Raw genomic sequence first — 11,905 nt, 5'->3', positions numbered from 1 at the left:
GGCACCCGGCCCGGGGGTAGCCGACCGGTCGTCCCCGGGGACGGCGGATCAGCGGCAGCCGCAGTTGGCGACCGCCGAGGCGAGGGTGTCGAGGGCCTTCTGGGCGCCCTGGGCGTCGTTGGTGCCGTTGGTCATGAACGCGAAGACCAGCAGCCGTCCGTCGGCGTCGACGACGGTGCCGGCGAGGGTGTTCACGCCGGTCAGGGTGCCGGTCTTGGCGCGTACCGCCCCGGCGCCCGCGGTGTCGGCGTAGCGGCTGCCGAGGGTGCCGGTGAAGGCGGCGACGGGCAGTCCGGTGACGATCGGGCGGAGTTCCGGGTGCTCGGGCGCCGAGGCGCGCAGCAGGAGGCGGGCGAGGAGTTCGGCGCTGACCTTGTCGTCGCGGTCGAGCCCGCTGCCGTCGTCGAAGCGGGCGCCGGCGAGCGGCAGGTGCCGGTCGGCGAGCGTCCGGCGGACGGCGGCGCCGGCGCCGGCGAAGCTGGCGGGCTGGTGGGTGCCGAGGGCGGTCTGCCGGGCCAGGGCCTCGGCGATGTCGTTGTCGCTGTTGGTCAGCATCCGTTCGACGAGGGCGGCGAGCGGCTGGGAGCGGACGGTGGCCAGGCGGGTGGCGTCCTTCGGCGCGCGGGCGGCGGTGGGGGCGCCGGCGACGTCGATGCCGCGCTTCTTCAGGCGGTCGGCGAAGGCGCGGGCGGCATCGGCGGACGGGTCGGCGGCGCGCGGCGCCGGGCCGTTGTCGCTGTCGTCGAGGCGGCCCTCGTCGGCCATGAGCGGGGTGACGCGGGCGAGGTTCTCGTTGGGGCCGATGGGGTGCACGGCGGGGCCGGAGTAGAGCGAGGTGTCGTAGCCGAGAGAAACCTTCTTGCGGCCGCGCTTCGCGAGGGCGCGGGCGGTGTCGTCGGCGAGGTCGCGCAGGCTGGCGGGCCCGTCGGCGCCCTGGGACGCCCGGGCGGTGAGCGTCGGGTCCCCGCCGCCGACCAGCACGATCCGCTCGGCCGCCGGCTTGCCGCCCTTGGCGTCGCCCGCGTCCTTCCGGTCGCCCTTGGCGTCCTTGCCGTCGTGGCCGTCCTTGCCCTCCTTGCCGTCCTCGGGATGCTTCCCGTCGTCCGCCGCGTCCGCGGCCGTCACCACCGTCGTCTCGATGCGGTGGTCGGCGCCCAGGGTCGTGAGGGCGGCGACGGCGGTGGCGAGCTTCACGGTGGAGGCGGGCACCGCCGCCGCGGTCGGCTTGGCGGCGAACACCTGGTGACCGGTGGCGACGTCGATGACCGACGCGGTCCGCAGCGGGCCCAGCGCCTTGTCCTTGAGCAGCGGCGAGAGCGCGTCGGCGAGCCCGCCGCCGGTGGGCTGCGGGGCGGCGCCGCGCCCGGCGGCGTCGGCCGCCGGGAGTCCGAGCGCCGGGAGGACCTGCGGGAGCGCGGGGCCGCCGCCCGCGTTGCCCGGCGCACCGCCGCGGCCGGGCGCCCCGCCGTGATGTACGCCACCCGTACCGGCCGGGGCCCCCGCGAGCGCCCGCTCGGCCGTACGCTGACCCGAGTCCCAGGGCCCGGCCACCGCCACCGCGGCCGTCGCGGTCGCCAGGCCCGCGGCGGTGGCCACCGCCGTCAGGCGCCAGGTGCTCCGTGTGTGCGGCGGTGCGGCGCGCCAGGTCCGGCGGACCTCGTGGCCGGCCCGCTGTGCCGTACGGGCCGCGGTACGGGCGCACGCCCGGGCCGACCGTCGCGCCGTCTCCCATCCGACCTGCCACGATCCGGTCTCCGGCACCTTGGACCAGCCCCTTTCGCCAGCACCCACCTGCGTGGGGGACACTTAATCACCAGACCTATGTGTTGATCATGGAGGAGCCACCCGTGGAGTTCGACGTCACCATCGAGATCCCGAAGGGTTCGCGGAACAAGTACGAGGTGGACCACGAGACCGGTCGGATCCGTCTGGACCGTCGACTCTTCACCTCGACCAGCTACCCCGCGGACTACGGCTTCGTCGAGAACACCCTCGGCGAGGACGGCGACCCGCTGGACGCGCTGGTCATCCTGGACGAGCCGACCTTCCCCGGTTGCCTCATCAAGTGCCGCGCGATCGGCATGTTCCGGATGACCGACGAGGCCGGCGGCGACGACAAGCTGCTGTGCGTCCCGGCGTCCGACCCGCGCGTCGAGCACCTGCGGGACATCCACCACGTCTCGGAGTTCGACCGCCTGGAGATCCAGCACTTCTTCGAGGTCTACAAGGACCTGGAGCCGGGCAAGTCCGTCGAGGGCGCCGACTGGGTCGGCCGCGCCGAGGCCGAGGCCGAGATCGAGGCCTCCTACAAGCGCCTGGAGGCGCAGGGCGGCGCCCACTGACACCGGGCACCCCGGGGGCCGTCGCAGGCCCCCGGATCCGGCGCGGTCGCGCGCTGATTTTCGTAACGGAACGGGCGGCACCCACTCGGGGTGCCGCCCGTTCCGTTGCACGGCGCAGATCGGCCGATGGTCAAAAGCCGCGGGTGCGCTTGGCCGCGCGGCGGCCGGCGCCGGGCATCTCCGGCCCGGGGGCTCGCAGGAAGAGCCGGGCGACCTCGCTGCCGAGGTTCACGCCGACGGCGATGGCGAGCGCCAGCGACGCCGCCTTGATCAGCGAGGCGATGCCGTCGAGGAGGTTGCCCTGGGCGAAGTTGAGCAGCCCGAAGTACGTGGCGCTACCGGGCAGCAGCGGGCCGATGGCCGCGGTGACGTACGGCAGCGCCGAGGCGTAGCGGTAACGGGACAGCAGCTGGCCGAAAAGGCCGACGAGACCGGCCGAGATGGCCGTGGACGGCACCGCGTTGAGCCCGGCGACGTTGGCGAGGGCGCCGTAGACGACCCAGGCCACCCCGCCGTTGATGGTCGCGAACGCCACCGTGTGCCGCTCCTGCTGGAGCAGGACGCAGAAGGCCAGCGCCAGCAGCATGGAGGCGCCGGTCTGCACCAGCGGCTCGTTGTAGACGTGCAGCGCCTGTTCGGGGTTGAGCCGCTTGAGCCCGGGGTCGAGCTGGAGCCCGATGTAGAGGATGCCGAGCACGCCGACGACGATGCCGACGATGAGGTAGACGACCTCCAGGAGGCGGGCGGCGGCGGTGATGTAATAACCGGTCAGCCCGTCCTGGACGCCCGCCACGAGGGCCCGTCCCGGGATCAGCGCGAAGAGGCCACCGGTGATGACCGCGGACGCCTGGACGTTGGCGTGTGCCAGACCGAAGCCGACGCCGATCGCCGCGGGCGGCATCGCGGCCACCACGAACTGGTAGAACTCCGGCAGCCCGCGGCCGGACGCCAGCCACGCCAGCCGGTCGCCGAGCATCGAGCCGACCGCGGCGGCCACGAAGACCAGCAGGCCACCGCCGACCAGTATCGACGCGCCGCCGGAGAGCAGCCCGGAGGCGAGCGTCAGCGCCCAGGTGGGGAACGGGTGGCGGTTACGGCGGATCTCGGCGAGCCCGCGGTACGCCTCCTCCAGGGTGATGCCCTCGGAGGTGATGTCGTCGACCAGCCGGAAGACCGCCGACAGCCGCGTGTAGTCCACGCCGCGGCGCCGCACGGTGCGGCTGGCGGTGACCGGGTCGTCGACCAGCGACGGCTGGTACGAGATGGACAGCAGGGTGAAGGTGACGGTCGGCTCGACACGCTCCAGCCCGTAGGCGTGCGCGACGCCGAACATCGCCGCCTCGACGTCCTCGGCGCCCTCACCGCCGGCGAGCAGGATCTCGCCGATACGCAGGGTGAGGTCGAGGACGCGGGGCACCGCGGGCCCGGTCTCGTCCTCGGTGCGCTCCGGCCGCTCGGGCATCGGGCGCTCGTGGATCGGCATCCGCAGCATGGTCCGCATGCGGTCCTGCCACGGCGCCTCCTTGGTGAGGCTGAGCACCGGAATGCCGTGCGGCGGGGTGAAGGCGGGGAAGCCGCCGGTGGGCGCGCCGCCGGGCGGGGCGAAGGCTGAACCTTCCTGCTCGGCGGGGGCCTCCGGCTTCAGCCCCTCGGGCAGTGCGAACTCGGAGGTGGTGCTGGACTCGTCCTCGGGAAGCGGGGGCTGGGGGACGCCCAGCGGCGGGGTGAAGGCGCTGCGCACCTCGTCCGACGTCGGCTTTCTGTCCTCGTCGGGCGGCTCGGCCGGGCCGTTGCCGCCGCTGCCGTTCCGCCCGCGGTGGTAGCCGTTCTGGGCGTGCGGTGTGCCGTTGGTGGAGCGCTGGCCGCGCTGTGGATCCGACGCCACGTTTCTTCGCTCCTCGTACGCCTCCTGCGACCGTCAAGGACACGATGCCTGATGACGCTTCCGGGCGCGCGGGGCGGGGGTTGACCGGTTCCGACAAAGGAGTCGGACAGGATGAACTGCACATTCCCGACGGCGCCGGGGGTCATGCCACGAAGGCGGGACCGAGGGGAGAGTAATGGAGCGCGGCGGCATGCTGTGGAGGCGCACCCCGTACCGGGAGTACGCCCGCGCGCCCCACGGCGAACCGCCCGCCCCCGGGCGTGGGGACGGGCGGTCGAGGGGCGTGCGACGAGGACGGCGCGGGCCCGGCGGCGGCCGGTTCCGCGGGCCTCCCGCGGGGCTCAGCGCCGGGCGTGGCGGCCGCGGCGGGTGTCACCGGGCGCGCCGCCGGCCACGGCCTGCTCGGCGAGGGCCGCCTCGGCCTTCTTGGCCTTGCCGCGGGCCCGCAGGTACTCGATGGCGATCGGCACGACGGAGATCAGCACGATCAGGACCAGCATCGCCTCGATGTTCTTGTGCACGAACTCGACGTTGCCCAGCGCGGCGCCGAGCAGGGTGACCCCGGCGCCCCACAGGGAGCCGCCGATGATGTTGAAGGTGAGGAACGAGCGGTAGTTCATCCGGCTCACACCAGCGATGATCGGCGTGAACGTCCGCACGATCGGCACGAAGCGGGCCAGGACCAGCGACTTCGGTCCGTACTTCTCGAAGAAGTCGTGGGCCTTCTCGACGTTCTCCTGCTTGAAGAGCTTGGAGTCGGGCCGCTTGAAGAGCGAGGGGCCCACCTTGCGGCCGAAGAGATATCCGGCCTGGTCACCGAGGACGGCGGCCAGCACCACCAGCGCGCACACCAGCCACAGCGGCTTGTCCATCTTGCCGGTGGTCACCAGCAGGCCGGTGGTGAACAGCAGCGAGTCGCCCGGCAGGAAGAAGCCGATCAGCAGGCCGGACTCCGCGAAGACGATGACCAGGACGCCGATCAGGCCGAAGGTGCCGATCAGGAAATCCGGGTCCAGCCACTGGGGGCCGAGCGCGAGAGTGTTCACGGGGTGAAGGCTCCTGTGTCGAGGGCGCCGGATCTGCGGTGCGACGGGGGAAGCTGCGGGGATCGGGCGCGTGTGCGGGCCCAAAGCTATCAACGCCGGCCGGCCGGACACGGTTCCCGCCACCCGCCCGCCCGGGGCCGGCAGGGCCGCCGCACCCGGGGCGCCCCGCTCCGGCCATCCGGTACGAGACGCCCTCCACCGCAGGTCGGAGCGGGTGCCGGTGGCCGCTCGTCCCGGCGGAGGATGCCCGGCCGCGGGATGCGGGCGATGCTTGCGTCACAGGCACCACACAGTGAAGGAAGTGCGAGACGTATGGGCATCGAGGAATTCGGCGGCGGACAGCAGGCCCAGTCCGACGTCCTGGTGGTGACGACGAACGACGTCCCCGGCTTCACCGTGCAGCAGGTCATCGGCGAGGTCTTCGGGCTGACCGTCCGCTCGCGCCATCTGGGCAGCCAGATCGGCGCCGGGCTGAAGTCGATGATCGGCGGCGAGCTGAAGGGCCTGACCAAGACGCTCGTCGAGACCCGTAACCAGGCCATGGAGCGGCTGATCGAGCAGGCCCGCTCGCGCGGCGCCAACGCGGTGCTGATGTTCCGCTTCGACGTGACCGAGGCGGCCGACGTCGGCACCGAGGTCTGCGCCTACGGCACCGCCGTGGTCATCGCCCCGAAGAGCTGACCCGTACGGGCCGGGGCGGCCGCCGCCGGGGCCGCCCCGGCCTGTGCCTTTCCCGGCCCGGGCGGCCCGTTGCGAAGGGCGCGCGCCGCGGCGTCGCCCGCCCCCTGCCGGGGCCCCGCGCCCCGCCGCCCCGCCGCCGGGCTCCCGCCCCGGACACCGCGCCGCGTCCGGGGCGTCCGCATGCTGAAAAGACTTGTGGCGGGCCGGGCACCGGGTGAGATTCTGCGGCCCATGTTCGGGATAACTGACCTCTCCACCTATTTGGCGGGCCTCGCCCTGATCATCCTGCTGCCGGGGCCGAATTCGCTCTATGTCGTCTCGGTGGCGGCCCGGCTCGGCCCCCGCGTCGCCTACCGCGCGGCCGCCGGGGTGGTCTGCGGGGACACGGTGCTGATGGCCCTGTCGGCGGGCGGCGTGGCCTCGCTCCTCAAGGCCAGCCCGATACTGTTCGCGATCGTGAAGTTCGCCGGTGCGGGCTATCTGACCTGGCTGGCCGTCGGGATGCTGCGCGGCGCCGTGGCGCTGTGGCGCGGCCGGGCGGCCCGTACCCCCGAGGCAACACCGGCCGGCGCCGAGCCGACGGCCGCGACCGCGGTGGCCGCGGCGGCGAGCGCGAAGGCCCCGGCCGGCGCGAAGGAGCCGGTGGAGCGCCCGTACCGCCGGGCCCTGGTGGTGAGCCTGCTCAACCCGAAGGCGATCTTGTTCTTCATCTCCTTCTTCGTGCAGTTCGTCGACCCGTCCTACGCCCACCCGGTGCTGTCGTTCCTGGCCCTGGGCGCCTGGGCGCAGGCGTTCAGCCTCACCTACCTGTCGATCCTGATCTTCAGCGGCACCTATCTGGCCGCGACGTTCCGGCGCCGCCGGAAGCTGACCGCGGGCCTGTCCGCGGGCGCCGGCGCCGCCTTCCTGGGCTTCGCCGCCAAGCTCTCCCTCGCCGGGACGGGCTGACCGCGACCGCTCCGCCGCGCGCCCGGGCCGACCCGCCCGGGCGCCCCGACCGGCCCCCGCGAACCTCCCGCGCCCCCGGCCACACGCCCGGCCCCTCCCCACGGGCCGCCCGTCGTCCGCCGCCCTAGGGTCGGCCGAGGAGGTGCGGCCATGACCCTGCACAAAGGCGCGCCCGCGCGGCCCGGCCACCCGGTCAACCCCTTCTACGGCGAGGCCGACCCCATCGGCGGCATGGACGAATCGCCGCCCCGGCACACCCTCCCGGACGGCCCGCTCGCCCCGCACACCGCCTATCAGTACGTCCACGACGAGCTGATGCTCGACGGCAACGCCCGGCTCAACCTCGCGACCTTCGTCACCACCTGGATGGAACCGCAGGCCACCGCGCTGATGACCGAGTGCCGCGACAAGAACATGATCGACAAGGACGAGTACCCGCGCACCGCCGATCTGGAGCGGCGCTGCGTGGCGATGCTCGCCGACCTGTGGCACGCGCCCGACCCCGCCGCCGCCGTCGGCTGCTCGACCACCGGCTCCAGCGAGGCGTGCATGCTCGCCGGGATGGCCTTCAAACGGCGCTGGAGCCTGGCGAAGGACCGCGAGGGCGCCCGCCCCAACCTCGTGATGGGCACCAATGTGCAGGTCTGCTGGGAGAAGTTCTGCACCTTCTGGGAGGTCGAGGCGCGCCAGGTCCCCATGGCGGGCGACCGCTTCCACCTCGACCCGCAGGCCGCCGCGGACCTCTGCGACGAGAACACCATCGGCGCCGTCGCCGTCCTCGGCTCCACCTTCGACGGCTCCTACGAACCGGTCGCCGATCTCTGCGCGGCGCTCGACACTCTCCAGGAACGCACCGGCCTCGATATCCCCGTCCATGTCGACGGCGCCTCCGGCGGCATGGTCGCGCCCTTCCTCGACCCGGACCTGACCTGGGACTTCCGCCTCCCCCGGGTCTCCTCGATCAACACCTCGGGCCACAAGTACGGCCTGGTCTACCCGGGTGTCGGCTGGGCCCTGTGGCGCGATGCGGCGATGCTCCCCGAGGAGCTGGTGTTCCGCGTCAACTACCTCGGCGGCGATCTGCCGACCTTCGCGCTGAACTTCTCCCGGCCCGGCGCCCAGGTCGTGGCGCAGTACTACACGTTCCTGCGGCTGGGCCGCGAGGGCTACCGCGCCGTCCAGCAGGCCACCCGGGACGTGGCGATGTCACTGGCCTCCCGCATCGGCGCGCTCGGCGACTTCACCCTGCTCACCCGCGGCGACGAACTCCCGGTCTTCGCCCTCACCACCGCCCCCCGCGTCACCGCCTTCGACGTGTTCGACGTCTCCCGGCGGCTGAAGGAACGCGGCTGGCTGGTGCCCGCCTACACCTTCCCCCCGAACCGCGAGGACCTCTCCGTCCTCCGCGTGGTCTGCCGCAACGGCTTCTCCCACGACCTCGCCGACCTCTTCCTGGACGACCTGGCGCAGCTGCTGCCCGAACTCCGCGCCCAGCCCTGCCCTTTGCAACGTCCCACCCGCAAAGCCACCGCGTTCCACCATTGACGCGGACCGCCACGCGACGCACCGTCGCCCACCCGGCGACCGGACCGGCCACCCGGCGGCGGCGCCCGGCCATCCGCCCCTACGCGTCGTCCCCCGGATGGACCTCACCCGTCGCGTACGGGTTCTCCGCGCCCTCCGCCAGCACGCCCACGAACGGCTCGCCCTCCCCCGCGAAGACGTACGCACCGCCCTCGATCCGCGCGATCAGCCCGCGGGTCCAGGCCGCACCGTGGTCGGCGGCGTCCACCCACATCCGCATGATCTCGCCGATGTGCCCGAGCGCGCCGGGCCCCTCCTCGGGCAGGTACTCCTCACGCGCCGTGGCCCGCCACTCCTCCAGGGCCCGCACCCGCTCCCGCAGCAGCGCCACCGCCTCCGCGCGCTCCAGCTCCACGAGGAAGCCGAGCCCGGCGCTGAGCACGTCGTTGCGCTGACCGGGCCGCGCCAGCGCATCCCGCAGCAGCGCGAAGAACTCCGCCTCCCCGGCGTCCGTCACCTCGTACTCGGTACGCGGCGGACCGCCGTCCGGGCTCGGCGCGGTGGCGTGGGCGCGCAGCAGTCCCTGCTTCGCCATCTGCTTGAGCGCGTGGTAGATCGACCCGGGCTTGGCCTGCGCCCACTCGTGCGCGCCCCAGAACTCCAGATCGCCCCGCACCTGATAGCCGTGGGCCCGCCCGTGCTGCCGGACGGCGCCCAGCACCAGCAACCGCATCGCCGACATCGCCCCTCCGTCCGCCGCACCCGGGGCGCCCGCGAAACCGGCGCGCCCGGTGGCACCAGCCTAGGCGGCGCCCCGGGACCGGCACCCCGGGGCGTACGACGCCGCCGTCAGAACGGGAAGCGGGAGCGGCCGTGCTGGATGGAGATCCACTTGGTGGTGGTGAACGCCTCCACCATCGCCTCGCCGTTGAGGCGGCCCACGCCGGAGCTCTTCTCGCCGCCGAACGGCACGATCGGCTCGTCGTGCACCGTGCCGTCGTTGATGTGGATCATGCCGGTCTCGATGCGCTTGGCGAACCGCACGCCCCGCTCGATGTCCGCGGTGTGCACCGCGCCGCTCAGCCCGTACGGCGACGCGTTGGTCAGCCGCACCGCGTCGTCGTCACCGTCGAACGGCACCAGCACCACCACCGGGCCGAAGATCTCCTGGGTCAGCAGCCAGGAGTCCTCCGCCACCCCGCCGAGCACGCTGGGCCCGACGAGCGTGCCCTCGGTCTTGCCGTGCAGCAGCGCGGTGGCGCCCTCGCCGACCGCCCGCCCGACCAGCGAGGTGATCGCCTCGGCCTGGCCCTCGTTGATCAGCGGCCCGATGTGGGTCGCCGGATCGGCCGGGTCGCCGACCTTGAGGGACGCGACCTTCGCCACGAACTTCTCGGTGAACTCCCGCTCCAGCGACCGGTCGATCAGCACCCGGTTGGCCGCCATGCAGACCTGGCCCTGGTGGACGAAGCGGCTGAAGACCGCGGCGTCCACGGCGTAGTCGACGTCCGCGTCGTCGAGGACGACCAGCGCGCTGTTGCCGCCCAGCTCCAGCACGGCGTGCTTGAAGTGCCCGGCGGCGACCGTCGCGACGTGCCGGCCGACCTTCTCGGAGCCGGTGAACGAGATGACCTTGGGGACCGGGTGGGCGATCAGCGCGTCGCCGATCTCGGCGATGTCGGTGACCACGACGTTCAGCAGCCCGGCCGGCAGCCCGGCCTCCTCGAAGATCCGCGCGACCAGACCGCCGCCGCAGATCGGGGTGTTCTGGTGCGGCTTGAGGACGACCGCGTTGCCGAGCGCCAGCGCCGGGGCCACCGACTTCATCGACAGCAGCAGCGGGAAGTTGAACGGACTGATCACCCCGACGACGCCGACCGGCACCCGGTAGAGGCGGTTCTCCTTGCCGTCGATCGGCGACGGCAGGATGCGGCCCTCGGCACGCAGCGCCAGCTGCATCGCCTCGCGCAGGAACTCCCGGACCAGATGCAGCTCGAAGCCGACCTTGGCGTGGGTGCCGCCGACCTCCGCGGCGATCGCCGCGGCCAGCTCCGCCTCACGGTCGTCGATGATCCGCAGCGCCCGCTCGAAGACCAGCCGCCGGGTGTACGGGTTGGTGTCGGCCCATGCCCGCTGCGCGCGCTCCGCGGCACGGTACGCCTCATCGATCTCCGCCGCCGTGGCGACCGGTATGGAGGCCAGTTTCTCCCCGTTGTAGGGATTGAAATCGACGATGTCCCACGAGCCGCTGCCGGAGCGCCACTCGCCGTCGATGAACTGGTACGCCAAGTCGTCGAAGTAGGACATGCCATCCCGATCTGGAGAACTGGGCGCCCTTGGCGCCCAGTTGTGGGGTATTGCCTCCTGATGGCTGGTCATCCTACCCACGCGTCACATCAATTGGAGTAGACCACGCAAAAGGTCCCGGCTCTCCGCAGGGCTCGGCCCTTCCGCCTGCAACCGCCCCATCACTCGCGCGTACTGGGCGACTTCCTCGGGCTTGTCCACGTAGAGCGCACTGGTGAGCTGCTCCAGATAGACGATGTCCGGCAGCCCTTCCTCCTGGAAACCCAGCATCGTGAACGCGCCGCTCTCCCCGGAGTGGCCACCCATCTGGAAGGGCATCACCTGAAGGCGCACATTCGGCCGTTCCGACACCTCTATGAGATGTCTCAACTGCTCGCGCATCACCTGTCTCTCACCGTACGGACGGCGCAGCGCGGCCTCGTCGAGCACGCAGTGGAACTCCGTCGGCCGCTCGGCGACCAGCAGCTTCTGCCGCTCCAGCCGGAGCGCGACCCGGCGCTCGATCTCCTCCGGCGCGGCGTCCGGCATCCCGCGCCGCACCACCGCGTCGGCGTACTCCTCCGTCTGCAACAGGCCATGAATGAACTGCACTTCATAGGTGCGCAGCAGCGAAGTGGCGCCCTCCAGCCCGATATATGTCTGGAACCATCCGGGGAGCACATCGGAGTAACTGTGCCACCAGCCCGCGACGTTGGCCTCGCGCGCGAGCGACTGGAGCGCGGCGCGCTCCTGCTCGTCGCTCACGCCGTACAGCGCCAACAGGTCTTCCACATCGCGGGACTTGAAGCTGACCCGCCCCAGCTCCATGCGGCTGATCTTCGATTCGGAGGCGCGGATGGAGTAGCCCGCCGCCTCCCGGGTAATGCCGCGCGACTCCCGCAGTCGGCGCAGTTGCGATCCCAGCAGGATCCTCCGCACCACCGACCCGTTCGACTCACTTGCCGACACCGTTTCGCCCCTCCCGTGGGCCCGACCCGCCCAACAACGCCCGGCAGTCTGCCACGTTCCTACGTCGTTGAGTGCTCGGCCGGTTACTGATATGTGAGGTCCGCCCCCACCCTCCCCGCCCTGCACAGGAGAAGAATTCACCGCGAACCGGAATCCATCCCCGCAACCTCGGCACGTGCACGTGCATCTGCCCTTGCATCTGACGTACGCATTCGGAACCATGG

At 72.5% G+C, this 11,905-nt stretch carries 10 protein-coding genes; 4 read left to right on the top strand and 6 right to left on the bottom strand.

What is annotated here, in order from left to right:
* Positions 1-48: 48 nt before the first annotated feature.
* The gene (gene dacB / locus ABT345_RS14215) at positions 49-1,761 is read right to left on the bottom strand and encodes a D-alanyl-D-alanine carboxypeptidase/D-alanyl-D-alanine endopeptidase (RefSeq protein ID WP_345077482.1); all 1,713 of its coding nucleotides are present in this window, start codon (positions 1,759-1,761) and stop codon (positions 49-51) included.
* A gap of 86 nt (positions 1,762-1,847) precedes the next feature.
* Here dacB and ABT345_RS14210 point away from each other — a divergent pair, with 86 nt between their 5' ends.
* On the top strand, positions 1,848-2,342 hold the full coding sequence (locus ABT345_RS14210) for an inorganic diphosphatase (protein ID WP_003968257.1): 495 nt from the start codon (positions 1,848-1,850) through the stop codon (positions 2,340-2,342).
* 130 nt (positions 2,343-2,472) lie between these two features.
* On the opposite strand, the gene ABT345_RS14205 is transcribed toward ABT345_RS14210, so the two are convergent.
* A complete protein-coding gene (locus tag ABT345_RS14205; protein ID WP_345077485.1) occupies positions 2,473-4,227 on the bottom strand; it encodes a threonine/serine exporter family protein in 1,755 nt (584 codons plus the stop codon).
* Between the two features lie 341 nt (positions 4,228-4,568).
* Positions 4,569-5,273, bottom strand: a complete 705-nt coding sequence (locus ABT345_RS14200) for a DedA family protein (RefSeq protein WP_345077488.1) — start codon at positions 5,271-5,273, stop codon at positions 4,569-4,571.
* A gap of 312 nt (positions 5,274-5,585) precedes the next feature.
* On the opposite strand from ABT345_RS14200, the gene ABT345_RS14195 reads away from it, so the two are divergent.
* The 3 genes from ABT345_RS14195 to gad all read left to right on the top strand — a co-directional run bounded on the left by ABT345_RS14195 (position 5,586) and on the right by gad (position 8,447).
* A complete protein-coding gene (locus ABT345_RS14195; RefSeq protein WP_345077491.1) occupies positions 5,586-5,954 on the top strand; it encodes a YbjQ family protein in 369 nt (122 codons plus the stop codon).
* A 231-nt stretch (positions 5,955-6,185) separates the two neighbouring features.
* The gene (gene leuE / locus ABT345_RS14190; protein WP_345077494.1) at positions 6,186-6,902 is read left to right on the top strand and encodes a leucine efflux protein LeuE; all 717 of its coding nucleotides are present in this window, start codon (positions 6,186-6,188) and stop codon (positions 6,900-6,902) included.
* Positions 6,903-7,052: 150 nt separating this feature from the next.
* Entirely contained in the window at positions 7,053-8,447 is a 1,395-nt protein-coding gene (gene gad, locus ABT345_RS14185; RefSeq protein ID WP_345077497.1) for a glutamate decarboxylase, read from the top strand.
* Positions 8,448-8,526: 79 nt separating this feature from the next.
* Here gad and ABT345_RS14180 read toward each other — a convergent pair whose 3' ends face one another.
* From ABT345_RS14180 to ABT345_RS14170, 3 genes are all read right to left on the bottom strand, one after another.
* Complete coding sequence (locus tag ABT345_RS14180; protein ID WP_345077500.1) at positions 8,527-9,168, bottom strand: PadR family transcriptional regulator; 642 nt, start codon at positions 9,166-9,168, stop codon at positions 8,527-8,529.
* 107 nt (positions 9,169-9,275) lie between these two features.
* The gene (locus tag ABT345_RS14175) at positions 9,276-10,733 is read right to left on the bottom strand and encodes an aldehyde dehydrogenase family protein (protein ID WP_345077503.1); all 1,458 of its coding nucleotides are present in this window, start codon (positions 10,731-10,733) and stop codon (positions 9,276-9,278) included.
* A gap of 84 nt (positions 10,734-10,817) precedes the next feature.
* The gene (locus tag ABT345_RS14170) at positions 10,818-11,681 is read right to left on the bottom strand and encodes a Sco1979 family transcriptional regulator (protein WP_345077506.1); all 864 of its coding nucleotides are present in this window, start codon (positions 11,679-11,681) and stop codon (positions 10,818-10,820) included.
* Positions 11,682-11,905: the final 224 nt, after the last annotated feature.

The sequence above is a fragment of the Streptomyces sp. NPDC000404 genome, from assembly GCF_040300365.1.
Classification (GTDB): Bacteria; Actinomycetota; Actinomycetes; order Streptomycetales; family Streptomycetaceae; genus Streptomyces; species Streptomyces ramulosus.
Note: the sequence above shows the minus strand (reverse complement) of the source record. Positions and strands in the feature narration are given on the sequence as shown.

Bases quoted from the DNA above. Each gene is read 5' to 3' on its own strand.
- ABT345_RS14195 (WP_345077491.1), top strand. From the start codon at position 5,586: ATGGGCATCGAGGAATTCGGCGGCGGACAGCAGGCCCAGTCCGACGTC.
- leuE (WP_345077494.1), top strand. From the start codon at position 6,186: ATGTTCGGGATAACTGACCTCTCCACCTATTTGGCGGGCCTCGCCCTG.
- gad (WP_345077497.1), top strand. From the start codon at position 7,053: ATGACCCTGCACAAAGGCGCGCCCGCGCGGCCCGGCCACCCGGTCAAC.
- ABT345_RS14180 (WP_345077500.1), bottom strand. From the start codon at position 9,168: ATGTCGGCGATGCGGTTGCTGGTGCTGGGCGCCGTCCGGCAGCACGGG.
- ABT345_RS14175 (WP_345077503.1), bottom strand. From the start codon at position 10,733: ATGTCCTACTTCGACGACTTGGCGTACCAGTTCATCGACGGCGAGTGG.